General features: G+C 56.7%; 21 protein-coding genes. 12 read left to right on the forward strand and 9 right to left on the reverse strand.

Annotated features, from left to right (window positions below):
• The first annotated feature begins 35 nt into the window (after positions 1-35).
• The 5 genes from HKX44_RS07340 (at position 36) to HKX44_RS07360 (ending at position 5,635) form a co-directional block, all read left to right on the forward strand.
• Positions 36-842, forward strand: a complete 807-nt coding sequence (locus HKX44_RS07340; protein ID WP_276150621.1) for an ABC transporter permease subunit — start codon at positions 36-38, stop codon at positions 840-842.
• 104 nt (positions 843-946) lie between these two features.
• On the forward strand, positions 947-2,281 hold the full coding sequence (locus HKX44_RS07345) for a glutamine synthetase family protein (RefSeq protein WP_276150622.1): 1,335 nt from the start codon (positions 947-949) through the stop codon (positions 2,279-2,281).
• 9 nt (positions 2,282-2,290) lie between these two features.
• Positions 2,291-2,968, forward strand: coding sequence for a type 1 glutamine amidotransferase (locus HKX44_RS07350; protein ID WP_276150623.1), 678 nt, complete (start codon positions 2,291-2,293; stop codon positions 2,966-2,968).
• Positions 2,968-4,326 (forward strand): glutamine synthetase family protein, encoded by a 1,359-nt coding sequence (locus tag HKX44_RS07355; protein ID WP_276150624.1) that lies wholly within the window; start codon positions 2,968-2,970, stop codon positions 4,324-4,326. The genes HKX44_RS07350 and HKX44_RS07355 overlap by 1 nt, the downstream gene beginning before the upstream one ends.
• 4 nt (positions 4,327-4,330) lie before the next feature.
• Complete coding sequence (locus HKX44_RS07360) at positions 4,331-5,635, forward strand: FAD-binding oxidoreductase (protein ID WP_276150625.1); 1,305 nt, start codon at positions 4,331-4,333, stop codon at positions 5,633-5,635.
• Positions 5,636-5,743: 108 nt separating this feature from the next.
• On the opposite strand, the gene phaR is transcribed toward HKX44_RS07360, so the two are convergent.
• Positions 5,744-6,328 carry a polyhydroxyalkanoate synthesis repressor PhaR gene (gene phaR / locus HKX44_RS07365; RefSeq protein WP_276150626.1) on the reverse strand — a complete coding sequence of 195 codons (585 nt, stop codon included), beginning with the start codon at positions 6,326-6,328 and terminating at the stop codon, positions 5,744-5,746.
• Between the two features lie 84 nt (positions 6,329-6,412).
• The gene (locus tag HKX44_RS07370) at positions 6,413-7,324 is read right to left on the reverse strand and encodes an NAD(P)H-binding protein (protein ID WP_276150627.1); all 912 of its coding nucleotides are present in this window, start codon (positions 7,322-7,324) and stop codon (positions 6,413-6,415) included.
• A gap of 101 nt (positions 7,325-7,425) precedes the next feature.
• On the opposite strand from HKX44_RS07370, the gene HKX44_RS07375 reads away from it, so the two are divergent.
• On the forward strand, positions 7,426-8,322 hold the full coding sequence (locus HKX44_RS07375) for a LysR family transcriptional regulator (RefSeq protein ID WP_276150628.1): 897 nt from the start codon (positions 7,426-7,428) through the stop codon (positions 8,320-8,322).
• A 100-nt stretch (positions 8,323-8,422) separates the two neighbouring features.
• Here HKX44_RS07375 and HKX44_RS07380 read toward each other — a convergent pair whose 3' ends face one another.
• Together HKX44_RS07380 and phaC are read right to left on the reverse strand one after the other, a co-directional pair.
• The gene (locus tag HKX44_RS07380) at positions 8,423-8,866 is read right to left on the reverse strand and encodes a phasin family protein (RefSeq protein WP_276150832.1); all 444 of its coding nucleotides are present in this window, start codon (positions 8,864-8,866) and stop codon (positions 8,423-8,425) included.
• Between the two features lie 152 nt (positions 8,867-9,018).
• Entirely contained in the window at positions 9,019-10,824 is a 1,806-nt protein-coding gene (phaC, locus tag HKX44_RS07385) for a class I poly(R)-hydroxyalkanoic acid synthase (protein ID WP_276150629.1), read from the reverse strand.
• A gap of 104 nt (positions 10,825-10,928) precedes the next feature.
• Here phaC and phaZ point away from each other — a divergent pair, with 104 nt between their 5' ends.
• Together phaZ and HKX44_RS07395 are read left to right on the forward strand one after the other, a co-directional pair.
• A complete protein-coding gene (gene phaZ / locus HKX44_RS07390) occupies positions 10,929-12,221 on the forward strand; it encodes a polyhydroxyalkanoate depolymerase (RefSeq protein WP_276150630.1) in 1,293 nt (430 codons plus the stop codon).
• 9 nt (positions 12,222-12,230) lie between these two features.
• The gene (locus tag HKX44_RS07395) at positions 12,231-12,800 is read left to right on the forward strand and encodes a DUF6151 family protein (protein WP_276150631.1); all 570 of its coding nucleotides are present in this window, start codon (positions 12,231-12,233) and stop codon (positions 12,798-12,800) included.
• 131 nt (positions 12,801-12,931) lie between these two features.
• Here HKX44_RS07395 and HKX44_RS07400 read toward each other — a convergent pair whose 3' ends face one another.
• From HKX44_RS07400 to HKX44_RS07415, 4 genes are all read right to left on the reverse strand, one after another.
• The gene (locus HKX44_RS07400; RefSeq protein WP_276150833.1) at positions 12,932-13,645 is read right to left on the reverse strand and encodes an alpha/beta hydrolase; all 714 of its coding nucleotides are present in this window, start codon (positions 13,643-13,645) and stop codon (positions 12,932-12,934) included.
• Positions 13,646-13,706: 61 nt separating this feature from the next.
• Positions 13,707-14,354: a hypothetical protein gene (locus tag HKX44_RS07405; RefSeq protein WP_276150834.1), complete on the reverse strand. Its 648-nt coding sequence runs from the start codon at positions 14,352-14,354 to the stop codon at positions 13,707-13,709.
• Positions 14,355-14,371: 17 nt separating this feature from the next.
• A complete protein-coding gene (locus HKX44_RS07410; RefSeq protein ID WP_276150632.1) occupies positions 14,372-14,800 on the reverse strand; it encodes a VOC family protein in 429 nt (142 codons plus the stop codon).
• A 25-nt stretch (positions 14,801-14,825) separates the two neighbouring features.
• Positions 14,826-15,578, reverse strand: coding sequence for an alpha/beta hydrolase (locus HKX44_RS07415; protein ID WP_276150633.1), 753 nt, complete (start codon positions 15,576-15,578; stop codon positions 14,826-14,828).
• Positions 15,579-15,692: 114 nt separating this feature from the next.
• Here HKX44_RS07415 and HKX44_RS07420 point away from each other — a divergent pair, with 114 nt between their 5' ends.
• The gene (locus tag HKX44_RS07420; protein WP_276150634.1) at positions 15,693-16,439 is read left to right on the forward strand and encodes a metalloregulator ArsR/SmtB family transcription factor; all 747 of its coding nucleotides are present in this window, start codon (positions 15,693-15,695) and stop codon (positions 16,437-16,439) included.
• Positions 16,440-16,450: 11 nt separating this feature from the next.
• Positions 16,451-16,876 carry an MAPEG family protein gene (locus tag HKX44_RS07425; RefSeq protein ID WP_276150635.1) on the forward strand — a complete coding sequence of 142 codons (426 nt, stop codon included), beginning with the start codon at positions 16,451-16,453 and terminating at the stop codon, positions 16,874-16,876.
• Here the strand turns inward: HKX44_RS07425 and HKX44_RS07430 are convergent.
• The gene (locus HKX44_RS07430) at positions 16,873-17,118 is read right to left on the reverse strand and encodes a hypothetical protein (RefSeq protein ID WP_276150636.1); all 246 of its coding nucleotides are present in this window, start codon (positions 17,116-17,118) and stop codon (positions 16,873-16,875) included. The genes HKX44_RS07425 and HKX44_RS07430 overlap by 4 nt on opposite strands.
• A gap of 190 nt (positions 17,119-17,308) precedes the next feature.
• Here HKX44_RS07430 and thrS point away from each other — a divergent pair, with 190 nt between their 5' ends.
• Together thrS and HKX44_RS07440 are read left to right on the forward strand one after the other, a co-directional pair.
• Positions 17,309-19,258 carry a threonine--tRNA ligase gene (gene thrS / locus HKX44_RS07435; RefSeq protein WP_276150637.1) on the forward strand — a complete coding sequence of 650 codons (1,950 nt, stop codon included), beginning with the start codon at positions 17,309-17,311 and terminating at the stop codon, positions 19,256-19,258.
• A gap of 226 nt (positions 19,259-19,484) precedes the next feature.
• The gene (locus HKX44_RS07440) at positions 19,485-19,787 is read left to right on the forward strand and encodes a DUF2282 domain-containing protein (RefSeq protein ID WP_276150638.1); all 303 of its coding nucleotides are present in this window, start codon (positions 19,485-19,487) and stop codon (positions 19,785-19,787) included.
• Positions 19,788-19,848 lie beyond the last annotated feature (61 nt).

Below are 19,848 nucleotides of genomic sequence, written 5' to 3' on the forward strand. Positions count from 1 at the left end.
GTCCCGGCGGTATCGGCCCTGAGGGAGCCGCAAAGATGAGTTGTCTGCAAACCATTCAGGACTATGGCCTGCGCTCATTGGGCTATGGCGAACGCCTACTGCCGCGCGAAGGGTTTACCCTATGTGAACAGGTCACCCTGATCGGCTCTGGCATGATCTGGAACGTCTATTTCGGGGTCTTCGCCCTTGGCTTCGGCTTCCTGCTGGCCACGCTTTTGGGGGTCGCAAAGGCCAGCAAGAACCCGCTTTTCCACAAACCTGCCGCCTGGTTTATCTTTCTGTTCCGCGGCTCGCCGCTGTTTATCCAGTTTTTTTTCGGCTACTTTCTGTTCCTGTCATTAAAACAGATGGCACCGGTATTCAGTGCTTTTTCAGCGGCTTGGCTGGGGGCATTGGTCGTGCTGTTTCTCAACACCGCGGCCTATACCGGCGAAATCTTTTTCGGGGCGATGCAATCCGTGCCCAAGGGCGATGTCGAAGCCGCAGACGCCTACGGTTTGTCGGGCTGGTCGCGCTTCAAACGGGTAATCTGGCCAACGATGCTGCGGCTGGCGTGGCCCGCCTACACCAACGAGGCGATTTTTCTGTTTCATGCCACAACGCTGGTGTTTTTCACTGGTTTTCCAGCACAACAGCAACGCGGTGATGCGCTGTATTATGCCAGCTATTTCGCCGACAAAACGTTTAACCCCTTCATCCCTTACCCGATCCTTGCCGGCTATTTCATCCTGCTGACGCTGGTCATTATCGGGGTCTTCGGAATGATCAACAAACGTCTGAACCGCCACTTGCCCCAACAACAGCACAAAAAAATACGCTTGCGTCTTAATCTGATCCGGTAGTATCCAATATTTGATCAAATTATCCGACGCGTGGGCGACGGACGCTTTTGACGGATCCACCGGATCACGTCAGACCGCATGGCCCACAGCCCTAATGGTGTGCTATGAACAATTGGCTTCGCAAAAATCCCGCTGTCCGCTCTGTGCGGGTTGCTGCCGCTGACCTGAACGGTCAGCCCCGTGGCAAACGTATTCCGACCCGCTTTGCCGATAAGGCGCTGGAGGACGGCACAAGGTTTCCGTTTTCGGTTCTTAATCTTGATATCTGGGGCGAAGATATCGAAGACAGCCCGTTGGTCATGGAAAGCGGCGACAAGGACGGCGTTCTGCGTGCAACCGAGCGGGGCTTTATGCCGATGCCTTGGTTGGAAACACCCACGGCCCTGTTGCCGATCTGGATGTACCACGACGATGGCCGCCCCTTTGCAGGTGACCCACGCCATGCATTGGATGCAGTGTTAAAGCGATTCAAGGCGAAGGGCCTGACACCTGTATGCGCTGTCGAATTGGAGTTCTTTCTGATCGACGATTCCGGACGTAAACTGCAAGTGCCGCCCTCGCCACGCAGTGGCAAACGCCGGCAGGCCGGTGACATCCTCAGTATGCGCGCATTGGACCAATTCGATAACTTCTTTACCGAACTTTACGACGCCTGCGAAGCGATGGACATTCCCGCAGACACCGCCATTTCCGAGGCCGGGCTGGGCCAGTTCGAAATCAATCTTATGCATTGTGACGATGCCCTGCGTGCGGCAGATGATGCGTGGCTGTTTAAAATGCTGGTCAAAGGTCTGGCCCGCAAACACGGGTTTGCCGCCAGCTTTATGGCGAAACCCTATCCCGATTATGCGGGTTCTGGCTTGCACATGCATTTTTCGGTGTTGGATGAAAACGGCAACAATGTCTTTGACAACGGCGGTCCCGAAGGCACCGATATGTTACGCCACGCGGTGGCCGGCTGCCTTGAGGCGATGGCGGGGTCCGGTCTGATCTTTGCCCCACATGCCAACAGCTATGACCGTATCCTGCCGGACGCCCATGCCCCCACCAGTGTATGCTGGGCCTATGAAAACCGCACATCGTCAATCCGCATCCCTTCGGGCAACCACAAGGCCCGCCGTATTGAACATCGCGTCGCGGGAGGGGATGTGAACCCCTACCTGATGCTAAGTGCAGTACTGGGGGCGGCCATCGCCGGGATTGAAGACGCGGCCACACCGCCGGCCCCGATCACCGGCAACGCCTATGCACTTGAGCTGCCCCAGATTCCCGGTGACTGGCAAACCGCAATCGACCTGTTCGAAAAAGATCCGGCAGTCGCGCGGATCTTCCCGGCGGACCTCATCCGCAATCTGGTCATGACAAAGCGGCAGGAACTGCGGGACATGGCCGATCTCAGCCGTGAAGAGCAGGTCGAAATTTACCTCGAAACCGTGTAAGGAAACACCATGAAAATCGGCATTCTCATCACGGGCCACCCGCCTGAAGAACTCTCTGCCAATGGCCACTATGATGCCTATTTCCAGCGGCTTCTGGGGGATCAAAATTTTACCTATCAGGCGTGGTCCCTTGTTGATGGCGACATGCCTGACAACGTGCAGGACGCTGACGGCTGGCTGATTACCGGATCACGCCATGGGGCCTATGAGACCCACAGCTGGATACCGCCACTGGAACAGTTCATCCGTGACTGTTACGCAGCAAAAGTGCCGATGATCGGCGTCTGTTTCGGCCACCAGATCATCGCGCAGGCCATGGGCGGCACTGTAGAGAAATTCGCCGGTGGCTGGTCTGTAGGGGCGGTTGATTATGCTCTGGAGGGCGACACCGTCACCATTAACGCATGGCATCAGGATCAGGTCGTCACCAAACCCGCCGAGGCCGAGGTTATTGGCGCTACCGATTTCTGCGCCAATGCAGCGCTGCTCTATGGCGATACCTTCTGGACCATCCAACCCCACCCCGAATACGACCACGCCTTTATTGATGGGCTGCTGGAATATCGCGGCAAAGGCCTTGTGCCCGACCCGCAAATCGAGGCCGCAAAAAGCAAACTAGACACCAAACTGGACCGCGAAAAAGTCGCCGCAAGGATGACTGAATTTTTCATGAAAGAGAGGGCCTGATGGCCGATTGGAAAGACACATTGCCCGAAGCTGCTACTGCTTATCTTGAGGGGCGGCGGCTGGATGAGGTTGAATGCATCATCTCGGATCTGCCCGGCATCGCCCGAGGCAAAGCCGTGCCCGCATCCAAATTTGCGCGCCAGCAGTATTTTCACCTGCCTGACAGCATTTTCTATCAAACCATCACCGGTGACTGGGGTGAGGCCGCAGGCGAAGACGGGTTTACCGAAAAGGACATGATCCTCAAGCCGGATATGAGTACCGCAACGGCGGCACCATGGACCGGTGACTGGACTTTACAGGTTATTCACGACGCCTTTGACCGCCACGACAAGCCGGTCGAATTCTCACCGCGCAACGTATTGAAACGGGTCGTGCAGCTTTATCACGACAAGGGTTGGGAGCCGGTTGTGGCACCCGAGATGGAGTTCTTCCTTGTTGCCCGCAACCTTGATCCGGCGCATCAAATCAAGCCGATGATCGGGCGTTCCGGCCGTCCTGCTGCGGCGCGTCAGGCCTATTCAATGACGGCAGTGGACGAATTCGGCCCAGTAATCGACGACATCTATGATTTCGCCGAGGCCCAGGGGTTCGAGATTGACGGCATCACACAGGAAGGCGGGGCCGGCCAGCTTGAGATTAACCTGCTGCACGGTGATCCGGTCAAGCTGGCGGACGAGGTATTCTATTTCAAACGCCTGATCCGCGAGGCCGCATTGCGCCACGATTGCTACGCCACTTTCATGGCGAAGCCGATTGCCGATGAACCCGGATCGGCGATGCATATTCACCATTCGATTCTGGACAAGGCAACCGGCGAGAATATCTTTTCCGACAAAGACGGCGGCGAGACCCCGGAATTCAAGCATTTCATCGCCGGATTGCAAAACCACATGCCCTCCGCGCTGGCCGTGATCGCGCCCTATGTAAACAGCTACCGGCGCTATGTGAAAGATCACGCCGCCCCGATCAATCTGGAATGGGGATATGACAACCGCACCACCGGCATCCGTGTGCCCCTGTCCGGCCCGTCCGCACGGCGTGTGGAAAACCGTTTGGCGGGGATGGATTGCAACCCCTATCTGGCCATCGCTGCCTCTCTTGCCTGTGGCTATCTGGGGTTGATGGATGCCAAAGACCCGCAAGAGCAGTTCAAGGGCGATGCCTATGACGGCGACGGGGATATCCCCCGGGTTCTGGGTGAAGCACTTGATATCTTTGAAGAAGCCACCGCGCTGCATGAGGTCCTCGGCCCAGAATTCGCCCGCGTTTACGCCATTGTCAAACGTGCCGAATATGACGAGTTCTTACAGGTAATCTCGCCTTGGGAACGCGAACACCTGCTGTTGAACGTATAACGCCATGAACCTGCTTTATGCCAATGACCGGCGCGGTCAGTACCCTGAAAGCTGGTATGCCGCGACCGCCACACCTCATGACCGGCTTGCCCCCCTGAAAGGGGCAATAACGGCGGATGTCTGCGTGGTTGGTGGGGGCTATACCGGGCTGGTTGCCGCCCTGCACCTCGCGCAGGCGGGGCGTGATGTTGTCCTGCTTGAGGCGCAGCGCGTCGGCTTTGGGGCATCGGGGCGCAATGGTGGCCAGTTGGGAACCGGGCAACGTGTTACACAAGATACGTTAAAGGCGATGGCCGGTGCCGATCACGCCGCGACCCTTTGGGATATGGGGCTTGAGGCCGTCGCCTTGGCCAAACAGTTGATCGAGACCCATAACATTGACTGCCACCTGAAACCCGGTGTCGCCTGGACCGCATCGAATGACGGCGATGTCACCGATTTGCATAAATATGCTGAGTTCCTGAACACCTCATACGGCTATGAGCAGATCGAAACCCTTGATCATGCAGCGCTGCAATCAGTCTGCCCCTCGCCAGATTACCGCGGGGGCATCCTTGATATGGGCGCAGCCCATCTGCACCCGTTGAACTATGCGCTGGGGCTGGCGCGGGCGGCACAAGACGCTGGCGTACGGATTTACGAGGGCAGCGCGGTGCATCACATCGAGGAAGGCCCCAAGATCAAGGTACAGACCGATGGGGGCCATGTTGTGGCGGATCACCTTATTTTGGGCTGCAATGGCTATCTGGGCGGTCTCAACCGCAAGGTCGCAGCGCGGGTTATGCCGATCAATAATTTCATCGCCGCAACCGAACCCTTGGGGGATCGCATCAAAGACGTATTGCCCCGTGATGTGGCGGTGGCGGACGGGCGGTTTGTGGTGAACTATTTCCGGCTCAGCCATGACGGGCGGCTCTTGTTTGGCGGCGGCGAAAGCTATGGCTATAAATTCCCCACGGATATTGCCGCAAAGGTGCGCAAACCGATGTCGGTTGTATTTCCACAGCTAAAAGATGTGAAAATAGATTACGCATGGGGCGGTACCTTGGCCATCACCATGAAGCGCCTGCCCTATATGGCACGGGTCGGGCGCAACATCCTTTCGGCTTCGGGATATTCGGGTCATGGGGTGGGCACGGCAACCCATGCGGGCGCATTGATGGCGCGCGCGGTTCAGGGCGACGGCGACGGGTTCGACACCATGTCGGTGATCCCTACACCCGCCTTTCCTGGCGGGGCCGCACTGCGCACGCCATTGCTGGCCCTCGCGATGAGCTGGTACGCCATGCGGGACCGGCTGGGGCTTTAGACTGCGTTAGATGGTCCGAGTTTCGCCAAATTCTATCGGCGGGAACAACTGCCCCTCTGCCAGAACGTCGGATCGGGGCCACCCATGGCCGGCCCCGGTCTGTAGTCCCTACTTGAGCTTGGACAGCTTGTCCTGCAAGTCGGCCAATTGCTTCTTAATCGCCTCAAGGTCTTCGGCAGGTTCAGCGACCGGGGCTTCAGCCGCTTTGGGCGTCGGAGCAGCGGAACCGCCACTACCTGCCCAACCACCTGTCATCGCCTTCATAAAGGCTTCCTGCTGTTTTTGCATCGCCTCCATTCCCGGCATACCAGTCATGCCCGGCATATTGGCTAAGGGATTGATCGAACTCATGTTTTCGACCATCTTGCTCTGCCCGTCGCGCAGCATATCAAAGGAGGCTTGCAAGAACTGCGGCACCACCGAGACATTGCCGGACATATAGCTGCGTACCAGATCATTCAGCACCTCAACCGGCAGCACGGATTCACCACGGCTCTCGTGTTCTGCAATGATCTGCAATAGATATTGACGCGTCAGGTCGTCGCCCGACTTCAGGTCAATAATCTGAACCTCGCGGCCATCCCTGATGAAACCACCAATGTCCTCAAGGGTCACGTAATCACTTGTTTCGGTATTATAAAGCCGCCGCGATGCGTAGCGCTTGATCAACAGGGGTTTGGGTGTATCCGCCACGGTGTTCCTCCCAGGATGCGTGCTGCACTGCAGCTTACGCACAGATTTCGGAAAATGAAAGCATGACTGTACGATCTGACGGAATTAGGTAACGCCAAGCGCCTGTTGCAGCGCCTGTTTCACCGGTGTGGGACGGAACTCTGGCAAAACGGCTTCAAGTTTTCCGCCATCCATACGGTGAGGTACGTTCCACAGATACCGCATTTCGGGGACCTCGCGCATCGCGCGGCTGAACCAGCCAAGCACGTGCAACACAGGCCATGGAAACCCGGAGATTTTCTGCGGCTGCCCTGTCGCCTCTGCGATTTTGGCGACCAGCTCTGCCCCGGTCAGGTTGTACCCCCCAAATCCGAATTCTTCGAAAGCTGCGAATTGATCCCGCTTCTCGGCCAACATCACAGCGGCGCGGGCAAGGTCGGGCAAATAGGCCCATGCATGTACCCGGTCTGTAGGGCCGGGGTACATAGAGCGGCCTTTGTGGGCAGCTTTGGCGATATGCGCTTCGAACCACATGTTGGTTTCCCCCCCGGTGATAAAGTCGCCAGCACGCAGCACAATCGTACGCACGCCAGCGGTGCGATAGGCGGTTTCCATCTGCACCCGCAGTTTACCTTTGCGCGTCGTGGGGTGCCATGGCGTGGTTTCCGACCAAACCTCAGGCCCGTCCGCACCGTAATTATACACATTGCCCGGAAGGACGACCGTGGCACCGCTGGCCTGTGCCGCAGCGATCACTTTCTGCGTCATCGGCATCAGGTCGCGCGCCCAGTTCTCGTATGGCGGGTGAAGCCCGTTCACGATCACATCAAAACCAGCACAGGCCTCCGTCAGGGCATCCGGTTTCATGGCATCCCCTGCCTTGGTGGTCACACCACCAGCGGGGGCCCTGTCCCAATGGCGCGCAAACGCCGTCACCTGCCACCCAGCCTCTGCAAAAGCGGTTACAGCGTTGCTTCCAAAACGCCCACGCGCGCCTAAGACGATTACTTTGCCCATGTCATTTCTCCTATCTGATTGGCCATACCAATAGCTATTCCATCAATAATCGAATATCATTCCGCTAAATTTGCCTATACTCATTCATATATGGATACCTTATGCGACACCTCGACTGGTCTCACCTGCATTCTTTTGTCGCCGTCGCAGAGCATGGATCCCTTTCTGCCGCTGCCCGTGCGCATAACAGCAGCCAACCGACCCTAAGCCGCCATATTGCGTTGCTGGAACAAAGCCTGAGCGCGCGATTGTTCAACCGGACCAAGACCGGCGTCACCCTGACCGACAAGGGGCACGCTTTGATGGTTCATGCCGGTGAAATGGCCGATGCTGCGGCGCGGCTTTCGATCCTGTCCGAAGGCGGCGAGAACACCATGACAGGCACCGTGCGGATCACCGCCAGCCAGATCGTCGCGACCTATATTCTGCCGCCTGTGCTGACGGAACTGCACCAGCGTCATCCGAACATCGAGATCGAGCTGGTGGCGTCAGATGACACCAACAACCTGTTGCGGCGCGAGGCGGATATTGCCGTGCGCATGTATCGCCCGACACAAAAAGACGTCATCGCAAAGCACATCGGCACTCTGGAGATGGGGGCCTATGCAAGTCGCGATTACATCGCCCGGCGTGGTATGCTTGGGGCGCTGGAAAACATCCTTGCGCACGATCTGGTCGGATATGACAATAACACCATGATCATCGACGGGATGGCCGCCATGGGGATGCACGTGGACCGCGCCGCTTTCAAGTTCCGCAGTGACGATCAGGTTGTGTGCTGGCAAATGGTGCGGGCCGGATTTGGCATCGGTTTCAACCAAAACCTAATTGCCCAAAGCGAAGCGGATCTGGTTTGTGTGTCTGGGCCCAGCCCCGTGGGAGAATTACCGGTCTGGCTGGCCGCGCATTCGGAGCTGCGCCAGACCCCGCGTATTCGTAAAGTTTATGATGCGCTTGGGGAAATGCTGGGCAGGAAACTGTCAAGCGGCCAGGTATAGCCTCTGGAAGACATAGAAAAAGGCGGGCTCAGGGAAGCCCGCCTTTACCTCACATTCCTGAAACAGGATCCGTGAGATATCATAACCGTCGAAACGGTTATTACTTGGATGTTGCTTTCTTCGCAGCAGCCTGAACGTCGTCAGATGCTTTCTTAACAGCAGCAGTTGCTTCTTCCTGCGCGTCTTTGCCAGCAGCCATCATCAACTCAACTGTGTCCATCTGGACTTTCTTGGCGATTTCAGCGAACGCGGCCATATGCTCGGCTGCGGATTCAGCAGAAGCAGATGCGAAATCTGTCATTGCTTTTGCGTAGTCAGCTGGCTCGGCTTTTGCTTTTGCCATTTCAGTCATCTTGGCAACGGTGTCTTTTGTCCATTTTGTGGAAATCTCAGTGGATTTCTCAACAGCGTTAAGCGCAACGCCGGACAGTTTTTCGTTCAGGGACGCGGAAGTTTTGAACGCGCCTTCCATTGCAGATGTATCGACCGGGAAAGAACCCATTACGTCTTTCAGCATCGCTGTCATGTCTGGTGTCTTTGTCATTTGTCTATCCTTTGTTTGCGTATTCACTTGGCGCCAACCGGGATGCCCCGTGTTTCTGCGTCTGCAAACGATATACATGCCGCACCGCAGCATTTCAAGGTTTTTCTGCGGTGCAGCATATTTTATTTACCTAGGGTAAATCTAACGTAAATTCAGTGACTTGCCTTCTTCGCCACATACTCTCCGGGGGCATCCGAGATAATTTTCCTGCCATTATCTCCCGGGAAACGTGCGGGAATCATCTTACCCGTGTGTTTTTCCAGCCATTTCCCCCAACGTGGCCACCAGGATCCCTCGTGGAACTCGGCCCCCTCCAGCCAGTCCTCGTGGTTCAGCCCCATATCCGCGTTGGTGTAATGCCCATACTTCCCTTTTGAGGGGGGATTGACGATACCCGCGATATGGCCCGACTGGGTCATGATAAACGTCTTGTCCTTCGTGCCCATCATCCGAACACCACGGTAGCTGTCTTTCCACGGGGCGATGTGGTCGGTTTCGCAGGCAATGGCGCATAGCGGCACATCCACCTCCTCCAGGACCAGATGATGGCCCATCAGATCAAACCCGCCATCCGCCAGCTCGTTTCGCTGACACAGGCCCCGAAGATACTGCATTGCCATCTTCGCCGGCAGGTTTGCCCCATCGCCGTTCCAGTAGAGCAAATCAAAGGCCGGCGGGGTCTCTCCCATCATATAGCTTTTGACCGCCGGGGCGTAGACAAGGTCATTCGCCCGCAGTGAGGAAAACGTCCGCGCCATGATGATCGACGGCAGGATGCCCTTATCCGCCGTTTCGGCCTCGATCCCGTCAATAAAATCATCCGTCAGAAATGGCCGGAATTCTCCCTGATCCGAGAAATCGGTCAGCGCGGTAAACAAAGTGGCGGATTTAACCGATTTGTCCCCCCTCTGTTTCATCAAGCTTAGGGTCAGCGACAGGGTTGTGCCGGCGATGCAATAGCCCACCGCATTGACCTTTTTCTCGCCGGTAATGTCCTTCACCTCGCGGATCGCGGCCAGATAACCGTCTTCGATATAGTCCTCCATGCCGACATCACGATAGGTCGCATCGGGGTTCACCCATGAGATCATGAACAGGGTGTGACCCTGATCAACCAGCCATTTAACCAAGGAGTTCTGCGCTTTGAGGTCCAGAATGTAGAATTTGTTGATCCACGGCGGAAAAATCAAAATCGGTGTGGCATGAACTTTTTCAGTGGTTGGTGTATACTGGATCAGCTCGAACATCTTGTTGCGAAACACCACCTTGCCCGGTGAGGTGGCAATGTTGCGGCCCAGCTCAAAGGCGTTTTCATCCGCGAGCTTCACAATCAACTCACCATTGTTGGATTCCAGATCGCTGATCAGGTTTTCCAATCCCTTGATCAGGCTTTCACCATCCGTATCAATTGCGCGCTGCAAGGCATCGGGGTTTGTCGCCAGAAAATTCGTCGGGCTCATCATGTCGACAATCTGGCGGCTGAAATAGGCCAGCCGCTCTTTCTCGCGTGGTTCCATGTCGGTGACATCTTCGACGGCCTGCTCCATGGCCGTGGCATTAATCAGGTACTGCTGTTTGACAAAATTGAAATAGGGGTGCGTCTCCCACAACGGATTGGCAAACCGCCGGTCGGTGCCGGTCTTGTCTTCGGGGGCGGCCAGCGTGCCCTTGGCCAGCGCCTGCTGCGCCTCGACAAAATGGGTAACCGTTTTGGACCAATAATCCATCTGGTGTTCCATCAACTTGGCGGGATTGTTGATGGCTTCGGCGGCATAGGCCTGTCCGGCCTTGGTAAACAACTCTTGATTCGGTCCATCAAGGGCGGCCTGATGCCCCTGCCGGTTGCTCATCACCTGCCCGAGCCGTTCGCTCAGAGCCTCAACTTTTTTAAGATTTTCTGCCAACCGAATGGCCGAAACATCATGTGATGCAGCGTTATCCGTGGTTTTTGTTGTCATCTTACCCTTTTTCTCCTATCTTCGCACTTGCAGCATAACATCGCCCTCTTCAGGGGCAGGAGCGATGGCATGCCCATTCACGGGCCCAAAAGGAGACCCCCCACATGCGCTACATGGCAACTTACGACCTTATGGAAACGGTACGGAACACGAACCAATGGATGGGTGCTTCAGCGCTAGCCATGGCATCATACCCTGCTTTCGCTATGTTTCCAAACCCCGCGCTTGAATGGATGGCCGCCTGGGGCGAAGTTACGGAACGTAGTTTCTCGCGCATGGTGACAAAACCCGATTGGAACATCCCGCCCTTCGTAGGAGCAAATGGTCAAGACCGTATCGTTGTCGAAGAAATTGTCGTGAAGAAAGATTTCGGCGACCTGCTGCATTTCCGCGTACAGGGCCGCACGGAACCGAAACGCAAGGTTCTGCTGGTCGCCCCGATGTCCGGCCATTACGCGACATTGCTACGCTCGACGGTAATTTCGCTGCTGCCTGATTGCGACCTATATATTACGGACTGGCACAATGCTCGCGACATTCCGGTCAGCGCCGGCAAGTTCGATATCGAGGATTACACGCTTTACCTCGTCGACTTCATGCGCGAACTGGGCCCGGACACCCATGTCATTGCCGTGTGTCAACCGGCCCCGCTGACATTGGCTGCAACCGCCTATCTGGCCGAAGAAGACCCCGCAGCCCAGCCACGCACCCTGACCTTGATCGGCGGGCCAATTGACCCCTCCGCCGCGCCCACGGATGTGACCGATTTCGGCCATTCCGTCACCATGGGCCAGCTGGAAGAAATGATGATCCAGCGTGTGGGCTTTAAATATGCGGGCGTCGGCCGCATGGTCTATCCCGGCCTGTTGCAGTTGAACTCCTTTATTTCAATGAATGCTGAAACCCATATGAAGGCGTTTCAGGACCAGATCGGCAATGTGATGCGCGGCGAAGCGCACGAGCATGACAAGCACAATAAGTTCTATGATGAATATCTGGCAGTGATGGACATGCCGGCGGAATTCTATCTGTCCACAGTCGACCGGGTTTTCAAAGAGGGCGAGATTGCCAAAAATCAATTCACCGTCGCGGGTCGGCATGTGGACATCGGCAAGATCACAACCGTTGCGGTCAAGACCGTGGAAGGCTCCAAGGATGATATCTCGGCACCCGGCCAATGTGTCGCGGCACTTGACCTGCTGACGGGGCTGCCAGACGAAAAGAAGGCCAGCCATCTGGAAGACGGCGCTGGCCACTATGGCATCTTTGCCGGCAAGAGCTGGCGCAAGAATATCCGCCCTCTGGTGCTGGATTTCATTGACGCCCATTGCGAAAAGGCGATGCCGCCCGCCTCTAACAAGAACACCAAAGCGTCCAAAAACAAAAAGTCGGCCTAGGAAATGGTCATGGTCCCTTTCTCCTGTCGCTGCGGCACCGTGAAAGGGACCTTGGCAGATATTGGATGGGGCAATCACGCCCGTTGTTTCTGCCGTTCCTGTCGCGCGGCGGACATCCATACTGGCGCGGTTGATCCCGGCGACGACGGGGTCACGCTGTACCAGACCACACCGGACAAAATCAGTTTTCAATCAGGTCAGGACCAGCTGAAGGTGTTTTCCTTTGGTCCCAAAAACCTGCTGCGCTGGCAGGCATCCTGCTGCGGTGCCCTGATGTTCAACACCCTGCGCGCGCCCGGCATTCCCTTTGCGGCCCTACGCACCGATCGCATCGCTGACACCAGCGCGTTGGGCCCTATTGCTTCACGGGGTTTTATCCCGATGCAAGGCGGCAAACATCGTCACGTGGGGGCCGGTCAGATGGCTTTGGGCATGTTATGGCGGGCGTTGGTCGGGCGCATAAACGGGCGCTGGAAACAGACACCGTTCTTTAACACTGACACATCAGCGCCGGTAACCGATGTGCAGGTCTTACCAAAAGGTGAGCGCGACAGACTCATCGCGCAAAGCGCCCAGTAAAGCGGGCTCTCGAAACACCTGCGGCAGGAAAATTAACCTAAAATATCCCGCCTTTAACCTGAAGCATTTCGTCTCGGCGACATCTCTTTAGACAGGGTGTTTCCGAAAACGCCAGAGCCACGCGCAAAGGATTATTGCAAGACCAAGGGTTGGCGCATCCAGTTGCGCAGGGCCGCAGTTGTTTCGTCCGGTTTTTCCAGCGTCGGCAGGTGTCCCGCATCCGGTATCACCACCAGTTCCGCATATGGGATCAGCTCTGCCATGAAACTATGTCGCTTCACCGGACACAGCTGGTCATGTTCCCCACATAGAACCAGCGCCGGTGTGCGGCATTTGCGCAGAACCGCCTGCTGGTCACGCCGCCGCTGCAATGCACGGGATTGGCGGATGAACACCTCCGGCCCCAGTGTCTCGGCCATATCCATCACCAGATCCATCACCTCGGCACGGTAAGGACCGGGGGCCAGATATTTCGGAGCCATTTCATCGCGTATCACCTCAAGCATCCGCCCGGATCGGACCTTGACGATCTGCGGCTCACGATTGGCCGCCACAACCGGCGTTTCTGCCAAAGGGTTGGTGTCCAACAGGGCAATCCGCGAAACCCGGTCCGGCGCACGGCGCAAAAGTTCCATTGCCACAATGCCGCCCATGCTTAACCCGGCAAGGGCAAAGCGTTTGGGCAAGAGATCCAGCAACCCTGATGCAATCTCTTCGATGCGTTCGCCCTGTGTCACCGGTGCCACCATTACTGCCATATCGGCAGACAGTTCAGCGATTTGCGGGCCGAACAGACGTGCATCACACATCATGCCCGGCAAGAGGACCAAGGGTTCAGGCGTCATGTACTGCTCGTTGAAAATGCATTGGGTATTGGCTCCGCAGAGATCGGTCGTCGCCCGCTGTTTACCGCGAACTTGGCGCAGCATACGCTGAGGCAAGCGGCGGCCTCAACCCCCGAAACGGCGGGAAATCCGCATATCGCTGCTGGCGCTGCTCAGCTGTTTCGCCCGCTATTGCCCCGGGTCGCAACAACATGCCCTTTGGCGCAATATAGCTGGAAATCGTGCGCTGCGGATCGGGACGCCAGACCAGATTAAGCGCGGCAAGCTTGGGGAAAAACCACATTTCCGAATAGGGCAAATGATCATGGAGCCACCATGCAAGGTCCCGCCAGTCCCGCCCCTGTTGGTATTGATCGGCAAACCACGGCACCACAATGGTGGCACCAGCAACGGCCTGCTTGCCGGTGCCCCAATCCCAGATATGGCATTCCATTGGGTTGTCATTACGTGCGCAGTTCAACTTGTTCTCGTTGCCGAATTGGTTCAGCGCCGGCGATCGGTAGCCCGAGCGCAGGGCGATGCGGCCAAAGGTCTCTTCCAGCGGATCAAGCAAGCTGGTGCAAAAGGCGCGGCCATTCTCCAGCACCAGATCGGGGTTTTCGGGAATGTTCGGGATGCCATGGAACGCCGAAATCTCGGAAAACATGAAATCCCGCATGAAAAAATACTGGGACAGACGTTGCCGGCCAAAGGTCTCAAGGCTCCACATGCTGGCCGGTTTGCGCATCAGCCGAAACCGTTCCAGCGAAACGCACCATCATCGCGCAATGGCGAAAACGGATTATGCGCCACCTCCCAAATGTGCCCTTCGGGATCTTGGAAATAGCCGTGATGCCCGCCCCAAAATACATCCGCCGCCGGCTTCAGTATGGTCGCACCTGCCGCCTTGGCCGCCTCCAGAACCACAGCCACCTCAGTTTTTTCAGCAACGTTATGGCCAAGGGTCAACGCCCCTTGGCCCAGTTTGTTCACATCAAGGCCAATATCTTCGGCCAGCTTTTCAACCGGATAGAGCCCCAGGGTCTGGCCAATCAGATCATAGGCAATCACACCGTCCTGCGTATCCACCCTGTGCCAGCCAAGCGCATCGTAGAACGCAGACATCACCGCTATGTCCCGCACGCCAAGCGTGATCAGTGAAACTCTCTGTTGCATCCCAGCGCTCCCTTATCCAATCCAATCAATTCTCTGCACCCAGAACCTCGTGCAGCGCCTGCGTGATCATTCCCAGACAGGGACCGTCGGAAAACCGATGATCCGCATCCTTGACCAAACGCAGCTGCATGTCCGGACCGCCCGCATGTTCAAGCAAGCGCACCGCCGTCGTGACACTTACCGCCGTATCAGCCGTGCCTTGCAGGAACCGCACAGGAAATGGCAAATCCAGCGGCGCGCGCAACACCAACTGATCGCGCCCGTCTTCGATCATCCGCTTGGTGATGATGTAAGGTTCCATATAGTCGGAAGGCAGTTCGACATGGCCGACCGTGTTTAGCGTCTGCTTTTGCGCATCGGTAAAACCGGCCCAATATCCATCTTCTGTGAAATCAGGCGCAGCCGCGATGGTGACCAATCCCGCCACCCGCTCGGGCTGGGAACGCGCCAGCAATAACGCCTGCCAGCCCCCCATGGACGACCCGACAGGCAGGATCGCCCCGTCGGTCAGCGCGGCGACCGCTTCGGCGGTGTCTTCGGCCCAGTCGCCAATACACCCATCAGTGAATTCGCCCGATGATTCGCCATGCCCGGAATAGTCAAAACGCAGGAATGCGCGCCCTTCGGCACGGGCCCATTCCTCCAGAAACACCGCCTTGGTGCCCTGCATGTCGGATTTTAACCCGCCCAGAAACACAACCCACGGCCCTTGCCCTTCGATGCGATGATACGCAATCTTGCGGCCCTGTTTTGTTGACAAAAATGATGGTTCGGCCACGGGTGTCTCCTTGGTTTTTTGCAATAATGCGCCCCGGCCTGCGCAAGTTCAACAGTCAGGTTTTACAAGTGACCATCTTGTCACGTGACTAATTATTCACCTATAAGCGATTCCATGGATGCAGTCTTTAAAGCACTTGCCGATCCGGCCCGCCGCACCCTGCTGGACGCCCTGCGCCAAAAGGACGGCCAAAGCCTGCAAGAGTTAACAGAGCTGCTTGAGATGACTCGGTTTGGCGTGATGAAGCACCTTGGCGTGCTGGAGGATGCCGGGCTGGTTGTGACCCGAAAAAAGGGCCGGTTCAAATATCACTACCTGAACGCCGTGCCCCTGCAAGAAACCATTGATCGCTGGATTGAGCCGATGCGCGCAAAACCGGCGGCCCGAGCGGTACTTGACCTGAAAACGACATTGGAAAGGAACCACCTGATGACAAAACCTGATTTTGTAATGCAGACATTTATCCGCTGCACCCAAGATGCCCTTTGGGACGCCCTAAGCGACCCCGACAGCATGGCGGCCTATCATTTCATGTGCGAGCGCGTCGAAGGCGAAGCCGTCGAGGGCGGTGCGCTGACATGGGTCTTGCCCGACGGCAATAAGATGCTGACCCAGCGCCCCAGCAAAATCGAGCCCAAGACCCGGATCGAGGCCACCTTTGAACCGCATTTCTTTGGCCCCGACGCCCCTGCCTCGCGGATGGCCTTCATCATTGAGCCACAGGGCGAGGCCTGCAAGCTGACCATAGAACACTATGATATCCCGGAAGGTCAGGACGGTGTCGCCGAAGGCTGGGCGCGACTGGCGGCCTCGCTCAAGTCATGGCTTGAGACCGGCACCGCAATGAAATTCGCGATGTAGGGGGCGAACTGATGGAAACTTTTCCGACTGAACTGGGCATACTGACCTGCCTCAGCCTCTTCGCGGCCTCAATGTGGATTCCCTATGTTGTAGGGGTGGTTCGCAATCCCCTGCCCGAGGATGCGCCGGATACCTTCCTGCGCCCCGGTGACTTGAACGACCTGCCTGCATGGGTCCATCGTGCCCACCGGGCGCACCTCAACCTGCTAGAGCAATTCGTGCCCTTTGCGGTGCTGGTGTTGATCCTTGACCGGATCGACGGTTTCACATCCTTGACCTATTGGGTCGCGATTGTGTTCTTCTGGGTCCGGATTGCACATGCTGTTGGCATGATCACAGGCAAAGCCAAAATGCCACTGCGCCCAATGCTTTATAACATTGGCTGGGCCTGTTGCATCCTGCTTGGCTACGCTGTCTTTACCAGCTCAATGGCTTAGCCGCTGATATAGGTCGATGTCTTGGGCCGGTAAAAGATCTTTTGATCGTGCAGCCGGCCCAGCAATTCCTCACCATCGCGTTGGTCTTGTTCAAGCACGCGAATGGCCTCAATGCCGGCCAGGTCTTCATCGCTTAACGCACGGCGCATTCTGCATAGTTCGCGACCGCGGGCGCGCAGCGCCTCTTCGATCAGTTCAACATCGTTAATGGTCAACTCGAAAGTGCGGTTATAGTCTTGCATCGGCAGATCCCCATTTCGCTACAGACCAGCGCAGATGCCAGCCCCTACGTCGCAATTAACTTCTTACCTGTCGCAGCGAACACATACCAGCCCCCTACTTGACCTGACCGGCCAGCCGCGCCAAAAGAGCGCCACACATAACCCGCAACCGGGCGTCTCGTGGGCGCCAAACTGACGAGGAGGCCCTTAGATGGCTCAAATCTCACTCACCCTTCCCGATGGCAATGCACGACAGTACAACGCAGGAATCACTGCGGGCGAAGTCGCGGCCGATATTTCCAAATCTCTGGGCAAAAAAGCGATTTCCGCGACAGTGAACGGCGCACATGTTGATCTGGCCTGGCCGATTGAAGAAGATGCCGACATTGCCATCCATACCATGGCCGATGAAGAACAGGCGAACGAGCTGGTGCGCCACGATCTGGCCCACATCATGGCCCGCGCGGTTCAGGAAATCTGGCCCGATACCAAGGTGACCATCGGTCCGGTGATCAAGGACGGCTGGTATTACGACTTCGACCGCACTGAGTCCTTCACCCCCGAAGACCTTGCCACCATCGAGAAAAAGATGAAGGAAATCATCAACAAGCGTGATGAGGTCCGCACCGAGGTCTGGGACCGTGCCCGTGCCATCAAACATTACCAAGACAATGACGAACCTTATAAGGTCGAATTGATCGAGGCCATTCCGGGTGACGAGCCGTTGCGCATGTATTGGCACGGTGACTGGCAAGACCTGTGCCGGGGGCCACACCTGCAACACACCGGTCAGGTACCGGGCGACGCCTTCAAACTGATGTCCATCGCCGGTGCCTACTGGCGCGGCGACAGTGACCGCGCCATGCTGCAACGCATCTACGGCGTGGCCTTCACCGGCAAAGAAAAACTCAAAGCGCATCTGAACATGCTGGAAGAAGCCGCCAAGCGCGACCACCGCAAGCTTGGCCGCGAGATGGACCTGTTCCATATGCAGGAAGAAGCCCCCGGTCAGGTGTTTTGGCACCCGAACGGCTGGACCGTCTATACTGAACTGCAAGACTACATGCGCCGCAAACAACGTGCCGCCGGATATGTTGAGGTCAATACGCCTCAGGTCGTGGACCGCAAACTCTGGGAAGCATCTGGCCACTGGGACAAGTATCAAGAGCATATGTTCATCGTTGAGGTCGACGAAGATCATGCGCGGGAAAAAGCGGTTAACGCGCTGAAACCGATGAACTGCCCCTGTCACGTCCAGATTTTCAACCAAGGCATGAAGTCCTACCGTGACCTGCCCCTGCGCATGGCTGAATTCGGCTCCTGCAACCGTTACGAGCCGTCAGGCGCCCTGCACGGAATCATGCGCGTGCGCGGTTTTACCCAAGACGACGGACACATCTTTTGCCGCGAAGACCAAATCGAAGCGGAATGCGCCGCCTTCATCGACTATCTGGCATCGGTCTACAAAGATCTCGGATTTGAAAAATTCGAAATCATGTTCGCCACCCGCCCTGAAAAACGTGTCGGGACAGAGGAGTCATGGGATCATGTGGAAAATGCGCTGGAAAACGCCATCAGAGCTGCGGGCCATCCTTATACACTCGACGCGGGTGAAGGTGCGTTTTACGGCCCCAAACTTGACTTCAAACTAACCGACGCGATTGGGCGCGAATGGCAATGTGGCACGTTTCAGGTAGACCCAAACCTGCCCGAACGCCTTGGCGCATCCTACATCGGTGAAGATGGAAGCAAACATCGCCCCTACATGCTACACCGCGCCTGCCTTGGATCATTTGAGCGATTCATTGGCATGTTGATCGAAAATTCCGCAGGCAAACTGCCCTTCTGGCTCGCCCCGCGTCAGGTTGTTGTCGCCTCCATCACCTCCGAAGCGGATGAGTACGTCTTGGAAGTTGTCGAAACCCTGAAAGCCGAAGGCGTGCGCGCCGAAGCCGATATGCGCAATGAAAAGATCAACTACAAGGTCCGTGAACATTCCGTTGGCAAGGTGCCGGTGATCCTCGCCGTAGGTGGCCGCGAGGTTGAGGAAAAGACTGTTTCCGTGCGTCGTTTGGGGCAAAAACAGACTTCGGTGCAGGCCTTGAGCGCCGTTGCGCAAGAACTGGCCGTCGAAGCCACCCCACCCGATCTGCGGGCATAACGAGTCTGTAACATTCCTCCGGGGGCCGGCAAGCCACAACCTTGCCGGCCCCCAAAAACTGTAACAAAACGTGACAGTTGCAGCAAATTCCCGTAATATTAGCAATAATTCGGGCAAAATCCCTGACAGGATCGTGACACACTGGCTCGTGAATGGATTTATGATCCAGCGGGTGCTTTAGTGTTCCCATCACCACGTGACCCGAATGAACAAAAAGGAAGATCACATGTCAAACGTAATGAAATCAGTTGCCATTGCCGGTGCTGTTGCTGCCGCAATGACCGCTCATGCCACTGCCGCAGATGCCGCTTCAAAAGAAAAGTGTTACGGTGTTTCTCTGGCGGGTGCCAATGACTGCGCCGCCGGCCCCGGCACCACTTGTGCAGGCACCTCTGTTACGGATTATCAGGGCGACGCATGGACGTTGGTAGACGCAGGCACCTGCGCCGAAATCGAACTGCCCGCAATGGAAGACGGCACCGAGCGGACAGGCTCGCTTGAAGCATTGGACCGCGACCTGCCCGCATAAGCCCCTCCACCTTGGGCGGATCGCCCGCCCAAGGCCCCCCGTTCAAAGAGGATCAGACGTT

Source organism: Sulfitobacter sp. M05, assembly GCF_029285175.1.
Classification (GTDB): domain Bacteria; phylum Pseudomonadota; class Alphaproteobacteria; order Rhodobacterales; family Rhodobacteraceae; genus Sulfitobacter.

Excerpts from the sequence above, each read along its gene's own strand:
- HKX44_RS07340 (WP_276150621.1), top strand. The coding sequence starts at position 36 with ATGAGTTGTCTGCAAACCATTCAGGACTATGGCCTGCGCTCATTGGGC.
- HKX44_RS07345 (WP_276150622.1), top strand. The coding sequence starts at position 947 with ATGAACAATTGGCTTCGCAAAAATCCCGCTGTCCGCTCTGTGCGGGTT.
- HKX44_RS07350 (WP_276150623.1), top strand. The coding sequence starts at position 2,291 with ATGAAAATCGGCATTCTCATCACGGGCCACCCGCCTGAAGAACTCTCT.
- HKX44_RS07355 (WP_276150624.1), top strand. The coding sequence starts at position 2,968 with ATGGCCGATTGGAAAGACACATTGCCCGAAGCTGCTACTGCTTATCTT.
- HKX44_RS07360 (WP_276150625.1), top strand. The coding sequence starts at position 4,331 with ATGAACCTGCTTTATGCCAATGACCGGCGCGGTCAGTACCCTGAAAGC.
- HKX44_RS07370 (WP_276150627.1), bottom strand. The coding sequence starts at position 7,324 with ATGGGCAAAGTAATCGTCTTAGGCGCGCGTGGGCGTTTTGGAAGCAAC.
- HKX44_RS07375 (WP_276150628.1), top strand. The coding sequence starts at position 7,426 with ATGCGACACCTCGACTGGTCTCACCTGCATTCTTTTGTCGCCGTCGCA.
- HKX44_RS07380 (WP_276150832.1), bottom strand. The coding sequence starts at position 8,866 with ATGACAAAGACACCAGACATGACAGCGATGCTGAAAGACGTAATGGGT.
- phaC (WP_276150629.1), bottom strand. The coding sequence starts at position 10,824 with ATGACAACAAAAACCACGGATAACGCTGCATCACATGATGTTTCGGCC.
- phaZ (WP_276150630.1), top strand. The coding sequence starts at position 10,929 with ATGCGCTACATGGCAACTTACGACCTTATGGAAACGGTACGGAACACG.
- HKX44_RS07395 (WP_276150631.1), top strand. The coding sequence starts at position 12,231 with ATGGTCCCTTTCTCCTGTCGCTGCGGCACCGTGAAAGGGACCTTGGCA.
- HKX44_RS07400 (WP_276150833.1), bottom strand. The coding sequence starts at position 13,645 with ATGACGCCTGAACCCTTGGTCCTCTTGCCGGGCATGATGTGTGATGCA.
- HKX44_RS07405 (WP_276150834.1), bottom strand. The coding sequence starts at position 14,354 with ATGTGGAGCCTTGAGACCTTTGGCCGGCAACGTCTGTCCCAGTATTTT.
- HKX44_RS07410 (WP_276150632.1), bottom strand. The coding sequence starts at position 14,800 with ATGCAACAGAGAGTTTCACTGATCACGCTTGGCGTGCGGGACATAGCG.
- HKX44_RS07420 (WP_276150634.1), top strand. The coding sequence starts at position 15,693 with ATGGATGCAGTCTTTAAAGCACTTGCCGATCCGGCCCGCCGCACCCTG.
- HKX44_RS07425 (WP_276150635.1), top strand. The coding sequence starts at position 16,451 with ATGGAAACTTTTCCGACTGAACTGGGCATACTGACCTGCCTCAGCCTC.
- HKX44_RS07430 (WP_276150636.1), bottom strand. The coding sequence starts at position 17,118 with ATGCAAGACTATAACCGCACTTTCGAGTTGACCATTAACGATGTTGAA.
- thrS (WP_276150637.1), top strand. The coding sequence starts at position 17,309 with ATGGCTCAAATCTCACTCACCCTTCCCGATGGCAATGCACGACAGTAC.
- HKX44_RS07440 (WP_276150638.1), top strand. The coding sequence starts at position 19,485 with ATGTCAAACGTAATGAAATCAGTTGCCATTGCCGGTGCTGTTGCTGCC.